The 23,233-nt window shown below is 60.0% G+C and carries 18 protein-coding genes and 2 rRNA genes; 15 read left to right on the forward strand and 5 right to left on the reverse strand.

Annotated features, from left to right (window positions below; translation table 11 throughout):
• The 7 genes from AD668_RS08735 to AD668_RS08765 all read left to right on the forward strand — a co-directional run.
• Positions 1-383, forward strand: a 23S ribosomal RNA gene (locus AD668_RS08735); the annotation flags it as partial.
• Positions 384-534: 151 nt separating this feature from the next.
• Positions 535-650: ribosomal RNA gene (gene rrf, locus AD668_RS08740) — 5S ribosomal RNA — on the forward strand.
• Between the two features lie 206 nt (positions 651-856).
• Complete coding sequence (gene mrdA / locus AD668_RS08745) at positions 857-2,749, forward strand: penicillin-binding protein 2 (protein ID WP_053157098.1); 1,893 nt, start codon at positions 857-859, stop codon at positions 2,747-2,749.
• 103 nt (positions 2,750-2,852) lie between these two features.
• Positions 2,853-4,757, forward strand: coding sequence for a sigma-54-dependent Fis family transcriptional regulator (locus AD668_RS08750; RefSeq protein ID WP_053157100.1), 1,905 nt, complete (start codon positions 2,853-2,855; stop codon positions 4,755-4,757).
• A complete protein-coding gene (locus AD668_RS08755; protein WP_053157103.1) occupies positions 4,757-6,475 on the forward strand; it encodes an ABC transporter ATP-binding protein in 1,719 nt (572 codons plus the stop codon). Before AD668_RS08750 ends, AD668_RS08755 begins: the two co-directional genes overlap by 1 nt.
• Positions 6,465-7,142, forward strand: coding sequence for a S8 family serine peptidase (locus tag AD668_RS08760; protein ID WP_053157106.1), 678 nt, complete (start codon positions 6,465-6,467; stop codon positions 7,140-7,142). Before AD668_RS08755 ends, AD668_RS08760 begins: the two co-directional genes overlap by 11 nt.
• Positions 7,139-8,437, forward strand: coding sequence for an NAD(P)/FAD-dependent oxidoreductase (locus AD668_RS08765; RefSeq protein ID WP_053157109.1), 1,299 nt, complete (start codon positions 7,139-7,141; stop codon positions 8,435-8,437). Before AD668_RS08760 ends, AD668_RS08765 begins: the two co-directional genes overlap by 4 nt.
• A gap of 112 nt (positions 8,438-8,549) precedes the next feature.
• On the opposite strand, the gene AD668_RS08770 is transcribed toward AD668_RS08765, so the two are convergent.
• A complete protein-coding gene (locus AD668_RS08770; protein ID WP_053157112.1) occupies positions 8,550-10,040 on the reverse strand; it encodes an aldehyde dehydrogenase in 1,491 nt (496 codons plus the stop codon).
• Positions 10,041-10,564: 524 nt separating this feature from the next.
• Here AD668_RS08770 and peaA point away from each other — a divergent pair.
• From peaA to peaD, 4 genes are all read left to right on the forward strand, one after another.
• Complete coding sequence (peaA, locus tag AD668_RS08775) at positions 10,565-12,145, forward strand: quinohemoprotein amine dehydrogenase subunit alpha (protein ID WP_053157115.1); 1,581 nt, start codon at positions 10,565-10,567, stop codon at positions 12,143-12,145.
• An 81-nt stretch (positions 12,146-12,226) separates the two neighbouring features.
• A complete protein-coding gene (gene peaB / locus AD668_RS08780; protein WP_053157118.1) occupies positions 12,227-13,657 on the forward strand; it encodes a quinohemoprotein amine dehydrogenase maturation protein in 1,431 nt (476 codons plus the stop codon).
• Between the two features lies 1 nt (position 13,658).
• Positions 13,659-13,982, forward strand: a complete 324-nt coding sequence (qhpC, locus tag AD668_RS08785) for a quinohemoprotein amine dehydrogenase subunit gamma (RefSeq protein ID WP_008016081.1) — start codon at positions 13,659-13,661, stop codon at positions 13,980-13,982.
• Positions 13,983-14,004: 22 nt separating this feature from the next.
• Complete coding sequence (peaD, locus tag AD668_RS08790) at positions 14,005-15,123, forward strand: quinohemoprotein amine dehydrogenase subunit beta (protein WP_053157120.1); 1,119 nt, start codon at positions 14,005-14,007, stop codon at positions 15,121-15,123.
• Between the two features lie 113 nt (positions 15,124-15,236).
• Here the strand turns inward: peaD and AD668_RS08795 are convergent, their stop codons facing one another.
• The gene (locus tag AD668_RS08795) at positions 15,237-15,638 is read right to left on the reverse strand and encodes a lysozyme inhibitor LprI family protein (protein WP_053157121.1); all 402 of its coding nucleotides are present in this window, start codon (positions 15,636-15,638) and stop codon (positions 15,237-15,239) included.
• 213 nt (positions 15,639-15,851) lie between these two features.
• On the opposite strand from AD668_RS08795, the gene AD668_RS08800 reads away from it, so the two are divergent.
• On the forward strand, positions 15,852-16,337 hold the full coding sequence (locus AD668_RS08800) for an SRPBCC family protein (protein ID WP_053157123.1): 486 nt from the start codon (positions 15,852-15,854) through the stop codon (positions 16,335-16,337).
• Positions 16,338-16,659: 322 nt separating this feature from the next.
• Here the strand turns inward: AD668_RS08800 and inhA are convergent, their stop codons facing one another.
• Entirely contained in the window at positions 16,660-17,346 is a 687-nt protein-coding gene (inhA, locus tag AD668_RS08805) for an isonitrile hydratase (protein ID WP_053157125.1), read from the reverse strand.
• Between the two features lie 88 nt (positions 17,347-17,434).
• Here inhA and AD668_RS08810 point away from each other — a divergent pair, with 88 nt between their 5' ends.
• On the forward strand, positions 17,435-18,415 hold the full coding sequence (locus tag AD668_RS08810) for a GlxA family transcriptional regulator (protein WP_053157127.1): 981 nt from the start codon (positions 17,435-17,437) through the stop codon (positions 18,413-18,415).
• Positions 18,416-18,420: 5 nt separating this feature from the next.
• Here the strand turns inward: AD668_RS08810 and AD668_RS08815 are convergent, their stop codons facing one another.
• Both AD668_RS08815 and AD668_RS08820 read right to left on the reverse strand, forming a co-directional pair.
• Positions 18,421-18,810, reverse strand: coding sequence for a hypothetical protein (locus AD668_RS08815; RefSeq protein ID WP_053157130.1), 390 nt, complete (start codon positions 18,808-18,810; stop codon positions 18,421-18,423).
• Positions 18,811-19,060: 250 nt separating this feature from the next.
• Positions 19,061-20,884 carry a glycoside hydrolase family 15 protein gene (locus tag AD668_RS08820; RefSeq protein ID WP_053157133.1) on the reverse strand — a complete coding sequence of 608 codons (1,824 nt, stop codon included), beginning with the start codon at positions 20,882-20,884 and terminating at the stop codon, positions 19,061-19,063.
• A gap of 259 nt (positions 20,885-21,143) precedes the next feature.
• Between AD668_RS08820 and AD668_RS08825 the strand changes: the two genes are divergently transcribed.
• Entirely contained in the window at positions 21,144-22,316 is a 1,173-nt protein-coding gene (locus AD668_RS08825) for an MFS transporter (RefSeq protein WP_053157136.1), read from the forward strand.
• Positions 22,317-22,399: 83 nt separating this feature from the next.
• Positions 22,400-23,134, forward strand: a complete 735-nt coding sequence (locus AD668_RS08830) for a thioesterase II family protein (RefSeq protein WP_053157139.1) — start codon at positions 22,400-22,402, stop codon at positions 23,132-23,134.
• The last annotated feature ends 99 nt before the right edge of the window (positions 23,135-23,233 follow it).

Genomic DNA, 23,233 nt, shown 5'->3' on the forward strand with positions numbered 1-23,233 from the left:
TGGGGCTGAAGCCGGTCCCAAGGGTATGGCTGTTCGCCATTTAAAGTGGTACGCGAGCTGGGTTTAGAACGTCGTGAGACAGTTCGGTCCCTATCTGCCGTGGACGTTTGAGATTTGAGAGGGGCTGCTCCTAGTACGAGAGGACCGGAGTGGACGAACCTCTGGTGTTCCGGTTGTCACGCCAGTGGCATTGCCGGGTAGCTATGTTCGGAATAGATAACCGCTGAAAGCATCTAAGCGGGAAACTAGCCTCAAGATGAGATCTCACTGGGACCTTGAGTCCCCTGAAGGGCCGTCGAAGACTACGACGTTGATAGGTTGGGTGTGTAAGCGCTGTGAGGCGTTGAGCTAACCAATACTAATTGCCCGTGAGGCTTGACCATATAACACCCAAGCAATTTGAGTCGAAAGGCCAGATTGCGGTGTGTGAAGACGCAATGAACCGAAAGTTCGTATCTCACAAAACACCGATTTCTATCACATCCCCAATTTGCTGAAGCGCGGCCGACTGGCCACGATTCGGTACCCGAATTTCTTGACGACCATAGAGCATTGGAACCACCTGATCCCATCCCGAACTCAGCAGTGAAACGATGCATCGCCGATGGTAGTGTGGGGTTTCCCCATGTGAGAGTAGGTCATCGTCAAGATTAAATTCCGAAACCCCAATTGCGAAAGCAGTTGGGGTTTTGTTTGTTCGGTCGAAATACAGGGGCACGCCGTCTAGCGTGCTCAGGGCAATTGTAAAAAAAATCACATCAACCTGATTCCGCGCTTTTGGTATCGTGCAGCGCTTTTTAACGGACTGAGTTTGCGCCCATGGATCGGCACACCTTTTCAAAGAGTTGCTGCACTAGTGCCTGAGCCGATCCCGATCAAAGACCACGAAAAAGAGTCACGCCTGGTCAACAAAAGACTGATGGCCTGCGCTCTGTTCGTCGTCGCTATTACCTGTGCGCTGGTGGTGCGCCTTTACGTCCTGCAAGTGGTTGAATTCGACTATCACTCCACGATTTCCGAAAACAACCGCGTCCACGTCCTGCCAATTACACCAACCCGTGGAATGATCCATGACCGCAATGGGGTCGTCCTCGCAGATAACCGACCCAGTTTCAACTTGACCATCACTCGCGAACGCGCCACCGATGTGAAAGCTGAGCTTGATGAGGTGGTCAGCCTCCTGCATTTGCCTCCGGAAGATCGCACGCTGTTCGACAAAGCCATGAAGCAGGCACGGCATCCATTTGTGCCCGTTACCCTGTTCTATGAGCTGAGCGAAGAACAGATCGCCGAACTGGCAGTAAACGAGTTCCGGTTGCCTGGACTCGATGTCGAGCCGCAGTTCGTTCGTCATTATCCGCTGGGAGAGCACTTCGCTCATTCGGTCGGCTACGTCGGGCGCATTAACGAGAAAGAATCCAAAGTACTGGATACGGTCGAATACCGGGGGACGCAATCCATCGGCAAGACCGGTATCGAAAAATTCTACGAGTCACAACTCCACGGTCATGTCGGTTACGAGGAAGTTGAAACCAATGCTCAGGGCCGCGTGTTGCGCGTGCTCAAGCACACGGACCCGGTTCCCGGCGAAAACATTGTCCTGAGTCTTGATATCAAGCTTCAGGAAGCCGCCGAACGAGCTCTGGATGGTCGTCGTGGCTCAGTCGTCGCACTCGATCCATCGACCGGTGAAGTGCTGGCTATGGTTAGCAACCCGAGTTTCGACCCCAACCTGTTCGTCACAGGCATCAGCTCAAGGGAATATTCGACGTTACGCGACTCTATCGACCGGCCGCTTTTCAATCGTGTGCTGCGTGGCCTGTATGCGCCGGGTTCAACCATCAAACCGGAAGTTGCAATCGCCGGGCTCGACGCCGGGATCGTCACGCCGCAAACCCGTGTGTTCGACCCAGGCTACTACCAGCTCCCTGATTTCGATCACAAGTACCGAAACTGGAACCACAGCGGCGACGGTTGGGTAGATATGGACGCAGCAATCATGCGTTCCAACGACACCTACTTCTACGATTTGGCGCACAAGCTCGGCATCGATCGCTTGCACGACTACATGGCCATGTTCGGTCTGGGCGAGAAAGTCTCCCTGGATATGTACGAAGAATCTCCCGGGCTGATGCCATCCCAAGCCTGGAAGCGCGCTACGCGTCGTCAGCCATGGTTCCCCGGCGAAACGGTGATCCTCGGTATTGGCCAAGGCTATATGCAGGTTACGCCGTTGCAACTCGCCCAAGCCACGGCGCTGATTGCCAACAAAGGCGTATGGAACCGACCGCACCTGGCCGTGACGGTCGACGGTGTCGCGCCGGTGGACGAACATCCGATACCCAATATCTTGCTCAAGGACCCGCGCGACTGGGAGCAAGTCAACCACGGCATGCAGATGGTGATGCACGATGCCCGCGGGATTGCCCGAGCAGCGGCGGCGGGGGCGCAATACCGTATTGCCGGCAAGAGCGGTACCGCGCAAGTGGTAGCGATCAAGCAGGGCGAGCGTTACAACCGTGCGAAAACCCTGGAGCGAAACCGCGACAATGCCTTGTTCGTCGGTTTCGCTCCGGCCGAACACCCGAAAATTGTCATCTCGGTGATGATCGAAAACGGCGAAGCCGGGGGCCGCGTCGCCGGTCCCGTTGTACGGCAGATCATGGACGCCTGGCTGCTCGATCAGGACGGTCACCTGAAACCGCAGTACGCTGCACCAGGCAAAGCGTCGGGTGACCCTCACGCCTAGAGCAAGCGCCGTAAGGCACTTGCCATTGCCCTGACGTTAACGTAAAGATTGCGGCAGGGCGCCTATTCACAAAGGCGCAGGGGCGGACGACCCGGAGCGCTTGATGACGCTAATAAAAACAAACCTACCCAAACTGCATCGCGAAGCCCGGTTGGCCCGGGAGAAACTTCACCTGGAAGGCGAAGTGCCTGACGGTGTCCTGCGCGCCGAAATCGATGCCTCATGGCGTCGTAGCCTCAGCCATGGCGTGCATTTCAATGCCAAGCATGAGCTTGCGCTGGAATCGAGTGCGAGCGTCGACGTACTGCTCGCGAGCAATCGCTTGTTGATCGACGCCGCGTTGCCCGCCATCGATTACCTGGCCGAGCGCCAGGGCAAGGAAGGGTTGATCATATTGGCTAACTCCGATGCCACGATTCTTGCGGTTGAAGGGCGCGCCGATCGTCTCAAGGGCAGTGGCCTGCAAGACATCACCCTCGGCGCTTGCTGGAGCGAGGCAGTACGCGGCACCAACGCTCTGGGCACCGCGCTGGTCGAAGCCCGACCAACCTTGATCGATTGTGGCGAACACTATCTGGATCGCCTGAGCGATTTTTCCTGTACCTCTGTACCGATCCATTGCCCCCAGGGCGATATCCTCGGCGTCCTCGACCTGACCCGCGAAGGACCATTGGGTCGTGCCCATGACAGTACCGCGCTCTTGGCCATGGCCGTCAGTCAGATCGAGAGTCGGGTGTTCAACGCCAGCTATCCCGATGAGATCGTCCTCGCTTTTCACAGTCGTCGTCAGTATCTCGAGTCTCCATGGCAAGGCCTGCTGGCAGTGAGCCTCGGCGGGCGGATTCTGGCGGTCAGTGCCCAGGCATGTCAGTTGCTCCATGCCGAGCGCTCGGCTCTGGTGGGCCGGCGCTGCGAAGAGTTTCTCGGTGTCGATGGCCTACAGTTACTGACCCGTTTGCATCAGGGCGGCGCTGGCAGCTTGCAAACCGCCAAAGGCGAGTTTTTCTACAAGACACTGCGTGCGCCACAGCGCTCGGTCAACGCCAACAGTCAGGCGCGCAACGTTGCGAAAACCGCGAAAACGCAACCAGATCTCGAATCGCTCGCCGGAAGTAATACCCGTTATGCCCGGGCTTTGCGCATGGCTCGCCAAGGCTTGGCCAACGCGCTTCCGGTGTTGCTGCTGGGTGAAACCGGCACCGGCAAAGAAGTCATCGCCCGCGCCCTGCACATGGCCGGCAGCCGTTGCGATAAACCCTTCGTCGCGGTGAACTGCGCAGCCATTCCCGAAGGCCTGATTGAGTCTGAACTGTTCGGCTACCGTGAAGGCGCGTTCACCGGCTCACGCCGTGGCGGCATGATCGGGCGCTTGCAACAGGCCCATGGTGGCACCTTGTTTCTCGATGAAATAGGCGACATGCCGCTGGCCTTGCAAGCTCGCCTGCTACGCGTTCTTCAGGATCGCAAAGTCGCGCCGCTGGGCGCCGGTGAAGAGCAGGACATCGACGTCGCGCTGATCTGCGCCACCCACCGTGACCTCAAGCGTCTGGTAGAGGAAAAACACTTTCGCGAAGACCTGTTCTACCGGGTCAACGGCATCAGCGTGATACTTCCGGCGTTGCGCGAACGTGACGATTTTGGCGCGCTGATCAGTCGCCTGCTCAGTAGTCTCGACGCGCCAACCGTAGTCCTGCACGACGACCTTGACCGTTTACTCGCCGCTTATCATTGGCCCGGTAATATCCGTCAGCTTGAGATGGTTTTGCGTACGGCGCTGGCCATGCGCGAGCCGGGGGAGGCTGTTCTGACCATCGACCATTTGCCCGACAGCATGCTTGACGAGTTGTCCGTCAGCGAACGGCCGCACTCCGGCAGCATTCGTGAAAATGAACTGGAAATGATTCGCCAGTCCCTCGACACGCATCAGGGCAATGTATCGGCCGCCGCAGACGCCTTGGGCATCAGCCGCGCGACGCTGTATCGCAAGCTTAAACAGTTGCGCTCATGATGCAGCGCCTGATCGTTCGGCTGATCGACAGCCAGAACCCCGAGGCCCTGCAAGCGGCGTTGCATTGGCTCTACAGTTTTGTCCGGCCCCATCGTCTGGCAATTGCCGGACTGCTGGGATTATCGGTTTGTGCTTCGGCGCTGGTGCTGGTGCAGCCATGGCTGACCAAGCTGTTGATCGATGACGGTCTGCTGGCACGCAACTTTCCGATGCTGGTTTTGATTGCCGGGTTGATGATTGTCGCCGGACTGCTGGGGACGGCGCTTTCGGGGATCAATCGCTACCTGCACACACGGCTGTCCGGGCGCATGCTGTTTGCGTTGCGCGATGATCTGTACCGGCATTTGCAGACCCTGTCGCCGAGCTTTTACGGCCAGCGGCGCATTGGCGACCTGATGTCGCGGCTCGATGGCGACGTCGCGGAGATTCAGCGCTTTGCCGTGGACTCTCTGTTTTCGGCGGTGTCCAGTGTGATCGGTCTGGTCGTAGCGGTGGCGATGCTGCTGACGTTGTCCTGGAAGTTGTCGCTGTTGGCACTGGTGTTGATTCCCCTCGATGTACTCTGGCTGCGCTGGATGCGACGCAAGGTCGAGCGCGATGTGCGGCAATTGCGCGAGCGCTCGGCGGACATGTCCTCGTTCATGGTCGAGACACTGCCGGTGATGAAATTCATTCAGTCTGCTGGCCAGCAACAGCGGGAAGCGCGGCGCCTTGAGACGCTAGGGCAGGGCTACATGAGCCAGTTGCTGCGCCTGCAGGTCACCGAATTTTTCACACAGGCCGTACCGGGCACCCTGACGTCGTTGTCGCGCGCCTGTGCATTTTTGATTGGCGGCTATTGGGTCGTGCAGGGCACTTGGCAGTTGGGTGCGTTGATCGCGTTTTCCACTTACCTGGGCATGGCCGTTGGGCCGGTTCAGAGTTTGCTCGGGCTCTACGTGGCCATTCAGCGGATGACCGTCAGCCTCGGCCGGGTCATGGAGTTGCGCGGTGAGCAACCGACAGTACTGACACCCGATGCACCCCGGCCAATACCGGCCTCTGGCGATCTCTGGTTCGACAACGTGCACTTCGCCCATCCGGGCCGGCAGTCGACGTTGCGAGGCATCGAAGCGCGAATTCCCTACGGTTTGAAAGTCGCCTTGAGCGGCGGCTCGGGTGTCGGCAAATCAACCCTGATCGATCTGCTGCAACGGCACCACGATCCGCAGTCCGGGCGAGTGCTTCTGGATGACGTCGACTTGCGTGAATTGGACTTGTTCCAACTGCGTCAGCGTATCGCCATCGTCAGTCAAGACATCGTGCTGTTTCGCGGCAGCCTCGCCGACAATCTGGCTTATGCCGTGCCGGACGCCAGTCGTGAATCGATAGCCGAAGTCGCGCGACTGGCTCAGCTGGACAGCCTGATCGCGTCCCTGCCTGAAGGGCTCGACAGCCCGTTGGGGGAGCGTGGTCAGCAGCTGTCCGGCGGGCAAAAACAGCGCATCGCGATTGCCCGGGCATTGTTGCAGGACCCTTTGATTCTGGTCCTCGACGAAGCCACCTCGGCGGTGGATGAAACCACCGAGCGCGAAGTCATCGAAGCCATCGACCGTTTGTTTGCCGGGCGTACGCGGATCCTGATCAGCCATCGTCCCTCGACACTGGCCGACGCCGATTTGCGCTTTGAATTGCTCGATGGCGTACTCACCTCGAAAACGGTGCTGCATGAAGCCTGAACTGCGTATTGGTGTGGTGGACAGCGGCCATTCGGCTGCACAGCGGGTGCAAGTGATCGCCGGACGACGGTTTTCACTTTTGAAGGACGCTCTGGCCGAAAGCGACTTGCGGGATGACCCGCTCGGGCACGGCAGCGCTGTGATCGAGGCCATCAGCCGTCGCGCACCCTCAGCGTTGTTTTGCGTGGCTCAAGTGTTCGATCAGCGCGGGGTCACCAGCGCGTTGCAGATCGCTACCGCGATCGACTGGCTGGTGGCGCAGGATGTGCGGCTGATCAATTTGAGCCTGGGGTTGCGCCAGGATCGCAGCCTGTTGCGCGCAGCCTGCGCGGCGGCCGTGGCGAAAGGCGTGCTGTTGTGTGCGTCGAGCCCTGCTCAGGGTGAAGGCGTGTTCCCCGCGAATTATGCGCAGGTGCTGCGGGTGACCGGCGACGCCCGTTGTGCCGAGCAGCAATGGTCATGGCTCAACAGTGCCCAGGCGGATTTCGCCGCGTGTGTGCACGGCACATATCCAGGGCAATCCGGTGCGAGCCTCGGTTGCGCAGCGTTGAGTGGACACATTGCGGGTTTCCTCGCTGCGCAACCTGACGCCAGCAACGCACAAGTCATCGACTGGTTGCAGCAGAACGCCGCCTATCGTGGCCCTGAACGGCGACTCGGGTCATGACCGCGATCGTCATTCTCGGCGCAGGACCCGCGGGTGCAGCGGTTGCGCTGGGGCTTCGGCGGCTTGGTTACAGCGTGACTTTGGTCAGTGAATGGCGCCGGTTTGCCGCGCTCGAAGGCGTATCTATCCGGGTGCTGGAGGCATTGCGTGGTGCGGGTTTTCATCATGCGCTGACGAACGCAGCTTTGCCGTCTCAGCGGCAGGTTTCGTGGAACGGCCGGCAACACGCACAGAATATCGAATACTTGCTGGATCGCCCCAGCTTTGACCGAGGACTGCGTGAGGATCTGCGCTTGGCCGGTGTCGAGCTCATCGAAGGCCGTGTGTTGTCGGTTCAATCTTGCGAACCTGGCCATCGAATCGAGATCGACGCTCGCGAGCCGCTGCTCACGAAGTTTCTGGTCGAAGCCCGTGGACGTCAGGCGCCCGCACTCGGCAAAGGCCTTCGAGGCCCGGAGACCGTCAGCCTGCTTAATCGCTGGCAAGGCTCGCCGGGCACCACGGCCAGCGCCGTTGAAAGCCTTGCAGACGGTTGGGCGTGGATGGCGCGGCGGGCCGACGGCCAGTGTTACTGGCAATGGACGGTGGACGTGGCCAGTGTGGGGTTGCCCGCCAAGGCGCAATTACTGGATTTTTGTCAGCAACGGCGTCAGGCGTCGTCCGTGGCGAGAGCGTTTTTTGGCAGCGAGCCCCAGGTCCAATTGCAGCTGCATGCCCGCAGCAGTACGGCGATTCTGAGCCCTCAGGTGTGCGGCGATAACTGGATTCGTATTGGGGACGCAGCGATGGCTGTGGACCCGCTATCGGGCAACGGCATTTTTCAATCCCTGTCCTCGGCGTTGCAGGCGCCGGCGGTGATCAACACGCTGTTGCGCAAACCCGAGCGAGCGACGTTGGCCCAACGCTTTCATCAACAAAGGGTGGAACAGCTGTTTTTGCGATTCGCGCGCATCGGCCGTGATTTTTATGCGGATGAGCAACGATGGTTGGATCAACCCTTCTGGCAGGCACGACGGCAATGGCCGGATGCCGAGATCGCCCATGCCGAGGCAGATTTCAATGCGTTGAGGATCGAGCGGGCGCCGGTGTTGCGCGATGGTTTTGTCGATGAGGCCGAGGTGGTGATTACGGCGGATCAACCGTTGGGGATCTGGCATGTGCTGAGTGTTGAGTTGGCGCCGCTGGTTCGGGGGATGAAGCAAGGAGTGCCTGCGGAGCAGGTCCTGGCGGGCTTGACGCTGGAGCAGGGGAGGATGGTCAGGAGTTGGTTATTGGCGCAGGGGTTCAAACCCTGAGGCCAGTGGTTGTTGGGCTGGCCTCATCGCGAGCAGGCTCGCTCCTACAGGGTGAATGCTTTCCAATGTAGGAGCGAGCATGCTCGAGAAGGCGGCCCGACAGTCGCCGCTATTACAACTTGATCAACACCGACTTCAGCTCCGTGTAATGCTCAATCGCCGCATAACCCATTTCACGCCCGACCCCCGACATCTTGTAACCGCCGAACGGCAGTGCCGGGTCCAGGGCGCTGTGGCAATTGACCCATACCGAGCCGGATTTGATTCGCGGAATCATCCGGTGCACCGCTGCCAGATCATTGGACCAGATGCTCGCACCCAGTCCATAAGGACTGTCGTTGGCCATGCGCAACGCGTCCGCCTCGTCATCGAACGGAATGGCCACCAGTACCGGACCGAAGATTTCTTCCTGCACCAGCGAATGCTTCTGATCGACATCAACGATGACTGTCGGTTTGACGAAGAACCCCGGCCCGAATTGCTCACCGCCACAGGCGATGGTTGCGCCGCTTTCCCGGCCCTTTTCGATGTAGCCGTAAACCCGTTGCTGCTGACGCGCTGAAATCAATGGGCCCATCTCGACGCTCGGGTCCAGGCCATTGCCGAGCTTCATGGCGTTGGCGATATCGCTGATGTCCGCTACCACATTGTCGAAGTGCTTGCGCTGCACGTACAACCTGGAACCCGCGCAGCAGACCTGGCCCTGGTTGAAGAAAATCGCACTGGCGGCGCCGGCCGCTGCGGTCTTCAGGTCGGCGTCGGCCATGACAATGGTCGGCGATTTACCGCCCAGTTCCAGGGTGACCCGAGTCATGGAATCCATGGCGATCTTGCCGATCTGCTTGCCCACCGCGGTTGAGCCAGTGAAGGTCAGCTTGTCCACCAGCGGGTTGTGGGTCAGGGCGGAACCCGCCGTGATGCCGGTGCCGGTGACCACGTTGAATACGCCTTGCGGATAGCCCGCTTCCAGCACCAGTTCCGCGAGCTTGAGCGCAGTGAGCGGGGTTTCATCAGCGGGTTTGAGGACGACGGTGCAACCGGTGGCGAGCGCCGGGCCGAGTTTCCAGCAGGCCAGCAGCAGCGGGAAGTTCCAGGCGACGATGGCGCCGACCACGCCTACCGCTTCGCGACGGATAAAACTGTGGAACTGATCGTTAGGCATAAGCGGCGCCGACACGTCGACCGTGGAGCCTTCGATCTTGGTCGCCCAACCAGCCATGTAACGCAGGAAATCGATGGACAACTGCACATCCATCACCTGGGCAACCGCCGCGCTTTTGCCATTGTTCAGGCATTCCAGTTGCGCCAGCAACTCGGCGTCGCGTTGCATCAGGTCGGCGAGTTTCCACAACAGATTCTGCCGCTCCCGCGGGCGAGTGCGGCTCCAGGCCGAATCATCGAAGGCCTGGCGGGCGGCGAGCACGGCGCGGTCGACATCCTCAGGCGTGGCCCGTGGCACCACGCACAGTTCTTCACCGGTGGCCGGGTTGTGCAGGGGCATGGTCTGGCCGTCGGCGGCCTCGATCCAGTCTGCGCCGATCAGCATGCGTGGGGCACGCTGGATGAATGCCGTGGTGGCGGGAAGCAGGTTTGGGAGCGACATGTTGAAACCTCGTCTTGTTCGTGTGACGAGGTCTTTCGCAACGGTTGTGCCAGTTGTAGATTTCTTTGTTTCGAGCCCGAACGGGCGGGCTTGCGGGTTGTTTTTCGAATGGCCTCGGCGTGCGCAAGCGTCGCAAATTGCGACGACGTGAGACATCAGTACACCCTTGCAGGAGCGAGCCTGCTCGCGAAAAACCTCCGGACAATCCAGGCATTCAGACACTCCGCGTTATCGTTGACGTCCATCGCGAGCAGGCTCGCTCCTACAGAGAGCAGAACTATGCTTGTCTCAGGTTGCAACAGTTGTCGCGAAATTGAACGGGGAACGCAGATCCAGCCATTGACTAAACCCAGGACGTTTCAAGCAACTCATTGATTCAAATAGATATTAATAAGCTGGCACGCTCCGTGTATTGCTCATCGCAGACGTTTCTCTTGCCTCCGTAGCCGATCGAGGCCGGCGGTAGAAACCATAAAAACGACAAGCCACAAAAATAAGAAAGCACCGTGCGAGGTTCGACGTTGATGAAGAGAAGAATCCGATCAGGCATGAGCGCCAGCCTGCTGGCCGTGGCCGCTTGCGTGGCCCTGCATACCCCCGCCAGCCTGGCAGCCCGCGACGCCCAGACCATCCTCAAGGAAACCTGTCAGGGCTGTCACACCCCCGAAGCCGATAACGCCCTCAGCCGTATCAGCCACCAGCGCAAGACGCCGGAAGGCTGGCTGATGAGCATCGCCCGCATGCAGACTATGCACGGCTTGCAGATCAGCGATGACGACCGTCGCACGCTGGTCAAATACCTGGCCGACACCCAGGGCCTGGCGCCGAGCGAAACCGATGGCGTGCGTTATGCCATGGAGCGTCGGCTCAACACGGTCGAGCAGTTCGATGACCAGACCAGCCAGATGTGTGGCCGCTGCCACTCCGGTGCGCGGGTCGCCCTGCAACGGCGTCCGGCCCAGGAATGGGAGCGTTTGGTGAACTTCCACCTTGGGCAATGGCCGTCGCTGGAATACCAGGCACTGTCCCGGGACCGCGACTGGTTCGATATGGCCCGTAAAGAGATGGTGCCGCTGCTGGCCAAGCGTTATCCGCTGGACAACCCGGCCTGGAAAAAATGGCAGAGTGTCGCGCCGAAGGCCGATGCCCTGGTGGGCGACTGGAGCTTTAGCGGTCACTTGCCGGGCAAGGGTGAATTGGCTGGTGTGATGAGCGTCAGCGCCGACGGCAGCGATACCTTCAAGGTCAGCGTCAAGGGCCAATATGCCGACGGCACCCCGTTCAATGGCGACGGCAGTGCGATTCTCTACACCGGCTACGAATGGCGCGGCAACGTGACCATCGATGGCGTGACCATGCGGCAGGTGTTCGCCGCCCAGGGCAATGCGATGCAGGGCCGAATGTTCGAGGCCGAGCATGACGAGCGCGGACTGGACTTCGTCGCGGCCAAGCAGGGTTCCCAGCGTTTGCTGGCCGTGCAGCCGGGCTATCTGAAGGCTGGCAGCGAAACTCAAGTCACCCTGATCGGCAGCGGCCTGACCGGCAAGCCGGACTTCGGCAAAGGCGTGGAGGTGGTTGAAGTCATTGAGCAGAGCCCTGAGCGGATCAAGGTCAAACTCAAGGCTGCCGCCAATGCCCAACCGGGCCTGCGTATGGTCACCGTCGGTGCGTTGAAAGGCCCGAGCCTGTCGGTCTACAGCAAGATCGCCTCGGTCAAAGTCGTGCCGCAATTCTCGGTAGCGCGGATCGGCGAGAACGGTGGTTCGACGCCGAAAGTCCAGGGTCGTTTCGATGCGGAAGCCTGGGGCAAGGGCGCCGACGGCAAGCCGTACCGCATCGGCGTGTTCCCGGCGCAATGGACAGTCGAGGCCTTCGACGATCGCGCCAAGGAAGACGAAGACGTCAAGTTCGCCGGCACCATGCAGGCCGACACCGGCGTTTTCACCCCGGGCGATGCCGGACCGAACCCGGCACGCAAGATGTCCACCAACAATGCCGGCAACCTCAAGGTGATCGCCGCCGTCGACGACGCAGGGAAATCCCTGACTGGCGAAGGCCACATGATCGTGACCGTGCAACGCTGGAACAATCCACCCATTCCTTGAGTTGGCTGAAAACGCAGGCTTCAGACACTTTTTCGGAATGACCGCAGGCCCCGGAACCGGGGCTTGCACAGGAGGTTTGCCATGGGCGCTATCTTGAATCTGGTCGAACGCAACTTGCACGAAGTGCACGTCGACGCCGACCGCATGCTGTTTCACATCCCCAGCAGTTCGCTGTTCGCCAGCGATGAACTGACGGGCACCATCATCGACACCTTGCGCGGGCCGGGTTGCTCCTCGGACGACCTGATCCAGCGCCTGGCCACGCGTTTCAATGGCGAGGAAATCACCGAGACCCTGCGCGAGCTGATGGCCCTGGAACTGGTCAGCGACGGTTCGCCGCTGACCCCGGACATCGCCACCAAACGCGTCGAGCGCACGGCAATCAATACCGTGGTGCTCAACGTCAACACTGGCTGCAACCTGAGCTGCACGTATTGCTACAAGGAAGACCTCGACAAACCATCGGCAGGCAAGAAGATGGACGTCGAAACGGCGATCGCTTCGGTGGAAATGTTGCTCAGGGAATCCCCGGACGAAGAACGTTTCACCGTGGTGTTCTTCGGCGGCGAGCCGCTGAGCAATCGCAAGCTGATCGAGTACATGGTCGATTACTGTGAGAAGCGATTCCGCGAGGCGGGCAAGTTCGTCGAATTCGTCATGACCACCAACGCCACGCTGCTCACCGAAGACACCGTGGACTACCTCAATGCCCACCGCTTTGGTTTGTCAGTGAGCATCGACGGGCCGAAAACCGTGCACGACCGCAACCGCATCACCGTGGGCGGGCAGGGTACGTACGACGTGGTGCGGCGCAAGGCGCAGATGCTGCTGTCACGCTACAACAGCCGTCCGGTCGGTGCTCGCGTAACGCTCACCACCGGTGTGACCGACGTCGAAACCATCTGGGACCACCTGTTCAATGAACTGGGTTTTGCCGAAGTCGGCTTCGCGCCGGTGACTTCCGGCGACATCAGCAGCTTCAACCTCACCAGTGATGAACTGGTGCAGGTGTTCGCCAACATGAAGGCCCTCGGTCGACGCTATCTGGAAGCAGCGCTGGAGCACCGCAACATCGGTTTCTCCAATCTGCACCAGCTGATCACCGACATCCACGAAGGCCACAAAAAAGCCCTGCCATGCGGTGCGGGCCTGAAGATGCTGGCCGTGGATCACAAGGGTGAGCTGAACCTGTGCCACCGCTTTACCGGCTCGAGCCTGCCGACCTTCGGCAACGTCCACAGTGGGGTGAAACAGGTGGAATTGAACGACTTCCTGTCCCAGCGCCTGGACCGCACCAACACCGGCTGCGAAGACTGCCAGATCCGCAACCTGTGTTCCGGCGGCTGCTACCACGAGAGCTACGCCCGCTACGGCGACCCGACCCACCCGACCTATCACTACTGCGAACTGATGCGTGACTGGGTCGACTTCGGCATCGAGGTCTACACCCGGATCATGGCCAACAACCCTGCGTTCATCAGCAGTTACATCACTCCGCGCAAGGCTCACTGATATGAAACATCTCAAGGCAATCAATAACAAAGCGCTGAAGCTGGATCAGGCCGCGGATGAGAACCGCATTGAAGAAGTGGTGGCGATGAGTTCGGTGGCGGGCTGTGCCTCGACCACCGACCCTGGCTGGGAAATCGATGCGTTTGGCGGTGTGTCGTCGCTGTGCCAGCCGATGGAAGCCGACCTCTACGGTTGCTCTGACCCTTGCTGGTGGCCGGCCCAGGTGCCAGACATGATGAGCACCTACCCGGACTGGAACAAGGATGCCCAGGCGTCCAACGACAACTGGCGCAACCTCGGCACTGTCTTTCCAAAAGACAAGTAATCGGACAGAAAAGGACTCCAGCATGCACAGCATCAAAGCCTGCGGCCTGGCCGCTTTCGCCGTCCTGAGCACGTTTTCGCTCAGTCTCCTGGCCGATGAAAACAGCGTATTGCAAGACGGTCACGAATACATGGTGACCACCAACTACCCGAACAACCTGCACGTGATCGATCTGGCGACCGACACGCTGTTCAAGACCTGCAAGATGCCTGACGCCTTCGGGCCCGGCACCGTGCAACTGTCACCGGATCGCAAGACCGCCTATGTGCTGAACAATCACTATGCGGATATCTACGGCGTCGAACTGGACAGTTGCAAGCAGGTATTCCACGCCAGCATCACCCAGAAGCCGGGGGAAAAAGCGAAGTCGATGTTCGCCTTCACCCTCAGCCACGACGGCAAGGAACTGTTCACCGTCGCCAACCCGACGTTGATGATGAACGACCGCTATGAAGTGCAACAGCCACGGCTCGACGTGTACAAGACCGATGCGGGCATGGACGCCAAGCCTGTGCGTAGTTTCCCGGCGCCGCGCCAGCTGACCATCATGCAGAGCGGTGACGATGGCACGCTGTACGTGGCCGGCGCGGACGTCTACAAGGTCAATGTGCAAACCGGAAAATTCGATGTGCTGATTCCCAGCCGGCACTGGAAACGCCCGAACTACAGCGCACCGGACGTGCTCTACGTGTGGAATCAGCAGACATATCGGCATGATTTTTCGCTGCTCTACACCGCGGCGAAATTCAAGGACAAGAAACAGGACCCGGCCACCGCCGAATACCTGTACGGTCTGTTCAGCGTCGACCTGAAGACCGGCAAGACCGAAACCACCGACTTCGGCCCTTTGACCGAAATCTACTTCAGCGGCATGCGCTCGCCGAAGGACCCTAACCTGATGTTCGGCGTGCTCAACCGCCTGGCCAAGTACGACATCAAACAGAAGAAGATGCTCCAGTCCGCCACGCTCGATCATTCCTACTACTGCATTTCCTTCAACAAGGACGGCAGCAAAATCTACCTGGCGGGGACGTTCAACGATGTGGCGATCTTCGATGCCGACAGCCTGAAACAGACGGGCAGCATCAAGTTGCCGGGCGGGGACATGGCGATTACCACGGCGCAGATTTTTGTCCGCTAACTGTGGTGCTTGAACTGACGTCTTCGCCGGCAAGCCGGCTCCTACAGGTTTTTCACAAATTTACTGTAGGAGCCGGCTAGCCGGCGAAGAAGCCCTCAACAAAACGGTGAAAATCAACCCCCCGGCACCGGACAACTCATATCCCCTTCCTGACACTTCAGGTAGTTCCTGAACGTCTGAACCCGTGCCTTTGTCAGCTCTGTGGTGCAGTTGCTGTAGATCAACGGATACACACTCCCACCGGTCACCCCGGACGCCGAGAACTTGCACTCGGCATCGCGAAAAGCCACCCAGGCGCGCTGCGCGCCCACCAGCAACTTTTTGTTGTCCGGGTTGCCTTTGAGCCGTGAATTGATCTGCTGATACAACGCATTCAACTCCTTGTCGGCCGCCGCATGCTGCTGCGCCGCGCACTGGTTCATCGTCGTTTGGTCACTGGCGTTGTCGCAATCCACGGCGAAAACGCCCGCGCTCGGCAACAGCGGCGCCAGCGCGAGGAAAAAGCGTAGTTTCATGGAGGGATGCTCGCGTTTATCAAGGAAAATTGCGCTGCAGTGTAGCGAAAGGACATTCGCTCGCACGGCCTGCCTGGCATCTTCATCCAGAACTAATTCCCGCAAATGCAGCCGAATGTTTCAGGCATGGTTGATTGCGAATCCCGATTGGTACAACTTTAGGGTTGGTCTTATGGTCTTACTGACCTACTGTTCAAGTACAGGAGGTGACTTATGAACCCAGCATCTGATCGCATCGAAAGGAAAATCCTGCTCAAGGCCAAGCGTTCTCAGGTCTGGCGCGTGGTGGCCAATGCCGAAGTGTTCGGACAGTGGTTTGGCGTTGCGCTGGAGGGCAAGCGTTTCGTCGCCGGTGAGTGGACCCAGGGTAAGGTCACGTACCCGGGGTATGAGCATGTCTTGTGGAATGTTCTGGTCGAGCGGGTCGAGCCGGAGCGGCTGTTTTCGTTTCGCTGGCACCCTTATGCGGTAAACGCGCAGATCGACTATTCCCAGGAACCGACCACCCTGGTCAAGTTCGAACTGGAAGACCACGAAGACGGCACGCTGCTCAAGGTCTCGGAGTCCGGGTTCGATCACATTCCCGACGTACGCCGGGAAAAAGCCTTCCGCATGGACAGCCGCGGTTGGGAAGAGCAGATGAACAACATCGAGCAGTTTTTGAGCGAGAGCGCCAAGGGCCACCCGCGTGAGGGTTGAGACCCGGTTTCAGCGCAAAGGCGCGAAGCTCGCTTTGCGGCTTCGAAGTCCAAGCGTCTAAGGGTTTTCGGAAGGTGGGTTATAGCGAATGTCTTACACGCGGTGGTAGTGATGTCGACTGTTGTTATTTGGATCCGATGCGTAAGCTGGCCTCACCCACTGAAGCACAGGATGTGCTCAGGATCACGGATGATCGACCATAGGCAAGGAATGCCGCGACAAGGAGTCGTAATGGTCTTGGAAAAACCCGCTTCGGCGGGTTTTTTTGTGGGCGTGTGAAAAGTCATGGCTGCGGGTATTTGCATCCCGCAGCCCATTTTTGTCACTGACGGTCAAGTTTCGCTGCTGCGCGCTGAGTAATTTGCGCACGCAATTTCAACGAGCCAGCGGCACGTTGGCTCGCCTCCTCAAGCACGCTGGCCGGTGCTGTCTCGGGGCTGCCCGCGGCAAATGGCGGCGCTGGAGCGTATTCCAGTTGCAGCTGCACCAGCTCGGCGGTGGCCTTGTCGAACAGCTCTGCGGCCAGGGTCAGAGCAAAATCGATGCCGGCGGTGATGCCGCCACCGGTCAGCAGATTGCCGTCGCGAACGACGCGGTCCTGAACCGCAATCGCCCCCAACGGCGCCAGCAGTTCGTGGTACGCCCAATGAGTGGTGGCACGTTTGCCCTTGAGCAATCCGGCTGCGCCAAGCACCAGCGAGCCGGTGCACACGGAGGTGACGTAGCGCGCGTTGGCGGCTTGGGTCTTGAGAAAGGCCAGGGTTTCGTCATCTTCCATCAAGGGGCCGACGCCGCTGCCACCCGGAACACAGATCACATCCAGTGCCGGGCAATCTTCGAACGTAGTGGTCGGTTTCAGCATCAGACCGGTGCTGGCGGTGATGGGCATCAGGTCTTTCCAGATCAGGTGCACTTTCACATCCGGCAACGAGGCCAGCACATCGTAGGGGCCGGTCAGGTCTAGTTGTTGAACCTGTGGAAACAACAGAAAACCGATCTGCAACGTCATGGCGCTTTTCTCGTGAGGTGGGTAGACGGTTTGACTGTAGGCTCGTAGTCTTTGGCGCATACGCCAATATCCCCACGAATTACGCCAAATGCCGAAAACCATTCACGTACTTGCCTTCGCCAACGTGCAATTGCTCGATGTCACCGGGCCGTTGCAGGTATTCGCTTCGGCCAATGACATTGCCCGTCAGCGAGGTTTGCCAACACCCTATGCGCCCTCGGTGATCGCCAGCGGCGGTGGGCCAGTCATGTCATCAGCCGGGCTGGCGCTGTTGGCCGAGCCATTGCCGGAGCAAGGCAGCGACACCCTGGTCATTGCCGGTGGCTGGGGCGTCTACGCGGCAGCGGAGGATGCGTCGATGGTGGCGTGGGTGCGCGAACATGCACGCGGATGTCGGCGGGTTTGCTCGGTGTGCACCGGGGCGTTCCTGCTGGCGGCCAGTGGCTGGCTCGATGGCCGACGCGTCGTTACACACTGGACCCGCTGCGAGCAACTGGCGCAGCAGCACCCGCAATTACAGGTCGAACCCAATCCGATCTTCATCAACGACGGCCCGGTCTGGACCTCGGCCGGCGTGACCGCCGGCATTGACCTGGCACTGGCCATGGTAGAAGAAGACCTTGGGCGCAGCATGGCGCTGGAAGTTGCCCGGCAATTGGTGGTGTTTCTCAAGCGTCCGGGCGGCCAGTCGCAATTCAGCGTGACCCTGTCCTTGCAAAAAGACGGCAACCGGTTCGATGAACTTCACGCCTGGATCAGCGAAAATCTCACCAAGGATCTCGGCGTCCCGACCCTGGCGTTACAGGCCGGCATGAGCGAGCGCAGCTTCGTCCGCCACTACCGCGCCGACACCGGCCAGACCCCGGCCCGGGCCATCGAGCTGATTCGGGTCGAGACCGCGCGGCGCTTGCTCAGCGATACCGGCGTGCCGATCAAACGCGTCGCGGTGCAATGCGGCTTCGGCAGCGAAGAAACCCTGCGCCGCAGTTTCCTGCGGGCAATGGGCGTGACGCCACAGGCTTATCGGGAGCGGTTTTCTGTCAGTGCAGCAGCAGATCCGGTGCACTGATCACATCAGGCTTGCTCTTGCGTCACCTGATTGAAGTACTTCGTCCGATCCGGGGTAAACGTCACCACCATCGAGGTCCGTGAGCAGGTCAGCGCACGCTCGTCGCACAGATCAACGTCCAGGTCTTCCCCGCGCAAGCCCTGCCACTGGGCCAGGTACTTTAGGGAACCGTACTTTTCAAGTTTCTTCAGGCTGCGGTTGACGCCGCCTTTCCAGCCCAGCACCGGCAGTTCGCCAGCGAGGCATTGCTTTGCGAGGTCGGGGAAGCGGGAGGCGCGCTGGCGGCCGACTTCCCAGCACTTGATCAGGCCTTTGTCGTGGGCTTCCCACAGAGCTTCGCGGTTCAGACCGGTTCGAAAGGGAGTGTTGATGCTGCGATGGATGCGTTGGGTCATTCTGGCTCCTTGAATTGCGGGGGGCTGGACAGCTCCGCTGTGCCCGTTGAATCTGGATGTTAGGTGGGGATGTGATGCCTTGCAATACAGGTTTTTTACGGTTTTTGCATTCGGTTCTGTTTAAAAAAGGTAGGACTTGGAGCAACGTATCGTTCGGGAAAAACACTGAACCCGTAGAAGCCCGGCTCACCGGCGAAGGCATCCCTGAGTGCGCATTCGCCGGCAAGCCGGGCGGCTGTGAAAACAAGTCTCAAGGCTGCCAGAAGCTCTTTTCCCCACTCAATTTGCGATCCAGAAAACACGCCGCGCTGATCAGCGCCAGGTGCGTCAACGCTTGCGGCGTGTTGCCCATGTGGCGTGCGTGACTGTCGAATTCTTCGGCGTAGAGTCCCAACGGGTTGGCATACCTGAGCAGTTGTTCGAATTCCAGATGAGCCTTGTCCACTTGACCTGCGCGGGCCAGGCATTCGACGTACCAGAACGAGCACGCGGCGAAGGCGCCTTCGGTGCCGGGCAAGCCGTCGATCTGGCTGTCGTCGTTGCGGTAGCGGTAGATCATGCCGTCGCGCACCAGGGTTTTTTCGATGGCTTGCAGGGTCGACAGCCAGCGCGGATCACGGGCGCTGACGAAGCGCACCAGCGGCATCAGCAACATCGAACCATCCAGCCCGGTTCCACCGATGTGCTGAACGAAATGCCCGCGCTGTTCATCCCAGAAGTTGTTCCAGATGTCGGCGTAGATTGCCTGGCGTGTCTGGTCCCAACGAGCGAACGGTGCGGGCAACGAGCGTTTTGAAGCCAGGCGAATGGCCCGGTCCAACGCGACCCAGCACATCAGGCGCGAATGCAGGAAGTGGTATTGCTCGCCGCGCATTTCCCAGATGCCGACATCCTTTTGGTTCCAGGTTTCGCACACCTGATCGACCACTTCCACCGTGTGCTTCCAGCCATCATGGGAGATGGCTTCGCCGTATTTGTTGACCAGATAGATAGCGTCCATCAGCTCGCCAAAGATGTCGAGCTGGACCTGTTCATACGCCTGGTTGCCGATACGTACCGGCCGGGCGCCGCCGTGGCCGCGAAGGTGCGGGAGTTCAATCTCCGGCAATTCCTGGTGACCGTCGATGGCGTACAGAATGTTGAGTTTCATCGGCTTGCCCTGGCAATCGCTGACCCGCCCGCGCAGCCAGCGCATGTAGGCATTGGCCTCTTCGACGAAGCCCAGACGCATGAAGGCGTAGACGGTGAACGAGGCGTCGCGGATCCAGGTGAAGCGATAGTCCCAGTTGCGTTCGCCACCGGGCGTTTCCGGCAGGCCGAAGGTCGCGGCGGCGAGAATGGCCCCGTGTTTGCGCGACGTCAGCAGCTTCATGGCCAGGGCCGAGCGATTGACCATCTCCCGCCAGCGCCCACGGTAATTGGACTGGCCGATCCAGTCGCGCCAGAACTTCAGGGTGCGTTCCAGGCACAGGGCGGCGGCGCCTTCCTTGAAGCGCGGATCGTCGATGGCACCGAGCAGAAATTCAGTGCTCTGGCCTTGTTCCAGAGTGAACTCGGCGACGGCGGCATTGCCTTCGATTTGCAACGCTTGACCCGAAGACAGTCGCAAGGACGGTTGATCAGGCGCTTCAAAAATCACGTCTTTTTTATCCATACGGGCGCGGGTGACGGCACGGGCGTAGTCATGCCGAACGGCGCAGTGCAGGCGCAAAGTGGCGCGACCGCTGACCAGGCAAATCCTGCGCATCAGCAGCGGACGGTCGTCCTCGGTGTCGCCAATCGGCAGCAGATCGGTGACTTCGACCACGGCGCGGTCGCTGAGCCAGCGGGTTTGCAGCACGTTGGTGTCGGGCAGGTAGATCTGTTCCCGGCGGGCGTCTGGCAAGTCCGGGGACAATTGAAAAATTCCCGCTTCGGGGCTGTCCAGCAGAGAACAGAAGATCGACGGACTGTCGAATTCCGGCCAGCAGAAAAAGTCCACGCTACCCTTGTCATTGACCAGCGCCGCACTGCGCATGTCGCCGATGATGCCGTGGGCGTCGATGGTGCTTTGGCATTCGGGGTGATCAGCCATTGTCGCGAAACTCCGGGGAACCTGGGGCCTAAGTAGCTGACTGGTCGGGGGCGGTGAGAGTTCATTTGGAGAAGGGAGATGAGGTGTCTGTTCTGGCCCCATCGCGAGCAAGCTCGCTCCTACAGTGGGTGGGCGTAAACCGTCCAGTGTGGGAGCGGGGTTGCCCGCGATGGGGCCCTTCACATTCCACCAACAATTCCACGCTTCCCCCGCAATCAGCCGTTATGGCAACGTGCATGCCCTGATTGAGACCAGACCCATGGCAAACCCCTACCGCGAACTATTCAAAGCCCCTGGCAGCGGCGCATTCGTATTGGCGGGAATGATCGCGCGCATGCCGATTTCCATGACCGGCATCGGCTTGATCACCATGCTCTCGCAGTTGCACGGTGGATACGGATTGGCGGGCGCGGTGGCGGCGACGTTTGCGTTGGCCACGGCGTTTTGTGCACCTCAGGTGTCGCGGCTGGTGGATCGATATGGCCAGGGGCGGGTTCTGCCTGTGTCGGCGTTGCTCGGTGGCGGGGCATTGTTGCTGCTGTTGCTGTGCACGCGGTTGCAGGCGCCCAACTGGACGTTGTTTGTCTTCGCCGCGTTGGCCGGTTGCATGCCGAGCATGTCGGCGATGGTGCGGGCGCGCTGGACCGAGGTCTATCGCGGTCGGCCGCAGTTGCAGACGGCCTACGCCCTGGAATCGGTGCTGGATGAAGTCTGCTTCATCGTCGGGCCGCCATTGTCCGTGGGGCTATGCGTGGTGGCGTTCCCTGAAGCGGGGCCGTTGGCCGCGTTGCTGGCGCTGGGCATCGGGGTGACGGCGTTCGTCTTGCAGCGCAGCACGGAACCTGCGGTGCACCCCCATGAAGAACATCATCAAGGCTCGATCATTCGTTCCCGCGACATTCAATTGCTGATGCTGTTGATGGTGGCCATGGGCATTATCGTCGGCGTGGTGGACGTGGTCAGCGTGGCTTTCGCCCAGCAGCAGGGCCAACCGGCGGCAGCGAGCATTGTGCTTTCGGTGTATGCGATCGGTTCGTGCCTGGCCGGGCTGGCGTTCGGCGCATTGCGTTCGAAAATACCGCTGCCGCGCCTGTTTCTGTACGGTGGGGTGGCGACGGCGGTGACGACGTTGCCGTTGCTGCTGGCGGTGAACATTCTCGGTTTGTCCCTGGCGGTGTTTGTCGCCGGCCTGTTTTTTGCGCCGACCTTGATTGTCGCGATGGCATTGATCGAGCAAATCGTACCGCCGGCCAAGCTCACCGAAGGCCTGACCTGGTTGGTCACCGGCCTGAGCATCGGGGTGGCGATTGGTGCCGCCGGTTCCGGTTGGCTGGTGGATGCGTTCGGCGCGCGGAGCGGGTTCTGGCTGGCGATTGCGGCGGGGGCGGTGGTGCTGGGTTCCGCCATTTCGAGCTATCGCCATCTGAAATGATGTTTCCATGGAAAATGTCTGTACGACTAATTCCCGGCATACCTCATCCGTTCACCAATCAGACAACTTTCGAGGTAAGCCTGGTGACCCGGCTGACATTGCTGTGCCTGCCCTATTCGGGCGCGAGTGCCATGGTCTACAACCGCTGGCGGCGCAAGCTGCCGGAGTGGATCAGACTGCAACCGCTGGAATTGCCGGGGCGGGGCGCTCGATTCGGCGAGCCCTTGCACACCGACATGCGGCGCCTGGCGCTGCAACTGGCCCATGAACAAAAAGCCACGCTCAAGACACCGTACGCGTTGTTCGGCCACAGCATGGGCGCGTTGCTCGCCTGCGAGATGGCTCATGCGTTTCGCTCGCTGGGTTGTCCGGAGCCGGTAGCGCTGTTCGCTTCCGGCACCGCCGCGCCGACGTTGCGTGCCGAATACGACCGGCACTATGCCCAGCCCAAAACCGACACCGAACTGATCGAGCAACTGCGCCTCCTCAATGGCACCAGCGAAGAGATACTGGCCAACCAAGAATTGATGAGCCTGACCCTGCCGGTGCTGCGTGCGGACTTCCTTTTGTGCGGGCGATTCGAACCAGTGCGACGGCCCTTGCTCACGTGCCCTGTGCATGTGCTCGGCGGCAAGAATGACCGCGCCACGACCGAGCAGTTGATCGGCTGGAGCCAGGAAACCCGCGGCAGTTTTTCCGTGGACATGCTGGCCGGTGGGCACTTCTTCATCCATGAACATGAGGCCAGGGTACTGCGGCTGATCAAGGATCAGCTTGAGGTGCATCATCGGCGGCACTCCATGGCTGCGAGCGCCTGATGATCGATTAATCCCTTTGTAGGAGCTGGCTTGCCAGCGAAGGCGGTCTTGCAGGTGGCACCATTTCTCCTGTCATGACCCTTTCGCTGGCAAGCCAGC

Source organism: Pseudomonas sp. P1.8 (assembly GCF_001269805.1).
GTDB lineage: Bacteria > Pseudomonadota > Gammaproteobacteria > Pseudomonadales > Pseudomonadaceae > Aquipseudomonas.

Coding starts and splice junctions, on each gene's coding strand:
- AD668_RS08750 (WP_053157100.1), top strand. CDS start 2,853: ATGACGCTAATAAAAACAAACCTACCCAAACTGCATCGCGAAGCCCGG.
- AD668_RS08755 (WP_053157103.1), top strand. CDS start 4,757: ATGCAGCGCCTGATCGTTCGGCTGATCGACAGCCAGAACCCCGAGGCC.
- AD668_RS08760 (WP_053157106.1), top strand. CDS start 6,465: ATGAAGCCTGAACTGCGTATTGGTGTGGTGGACAGCGGCCATTCGGCT.
- AD668_RS08765 (WP_053157109.1), top strand. CDS start 7,139: ATGACCGCGATCGTCATTCTCGGCGCAGGACCCGCGGGTGCAGCGGTT.
- AD668_RS08770 (WP_053157112.1), bottom strand. CDS start 10,040: ATGTCGCTCCCAAACCTGCTTCCCGCCACCACGGCATTCATCCAGCGT.
- peaA (WP_053157115.1), top strand. CDS start 10,565: ATGAAGAGAAGAATCCGATCAGGCATGAGCGCCAGCCTGCTGGCCGTG.
- peaB (WP_053157118.1), top strand. CDS start 12,227: ATGGGCGCTATCTTGAATCTGGTCGAACGCAACTTGCACGAAGTGCAC.
- qhpC (WP_008016081.1), top strand. CDS start 13,659: ATGAAACATCTCAAGGCAATCAATAACAAAGCGCTGAAGCTGGATCAG.
- peaD (WP_053157120.1), top strand. CDS start 14,005: ATGCACAGCATCAAAGCCTGCGGCCTGGCCGCTTTCGCCGTCCTGAGC.
- AD668_RS08795 (WP_053157121.1), bottom strand. CDS start 15,638: ATGAAACTACGCTTTTTCCTCGCGCTGGCGCCGCTGTTGCCGAGCGCG.
- AD668_RS08800 (WP_053157123.1), top strand. CDS start 15,852: ATGAACCCAGCATCTGATCGCATCGAAAGGAAAATCCTGCTCAAGGCC.
- inhA (WP_053157125.1), bottom strand. CDS start 17,346: ATGACGTTGCAGATCGGTTTTCTGTTGTTTCCACAGGTTCAACAACTA.
- AD668_RS08810 (WP_053157127.1), top strand. CDS start 17,435: ATGCCGAAAACCATTCACGTACTTGCCTTCGCCAACGTGCAATTGCTC.
- AD668_RS08815 (WP_053157130.1), bottom strand. CDS start 18,810: ATGACCCAACGCATCCATCGCAGCATCAACACTCCCTTTCGAACCGGT.
- AD668_RS08820 (WP_053157133.1), bottom strand. CDS start 20,884: ATGGCTGATCACCCCGAATGCCAAAGCACCATCGACGCCCACGGCATC.
- AD668_RS08825 (WP_053157136.1), top strand. CDS start 21,144: ATGGCAAACCCCTACCGCGAACTATTCAAAGCCCCTGGCAGCGGCGCA.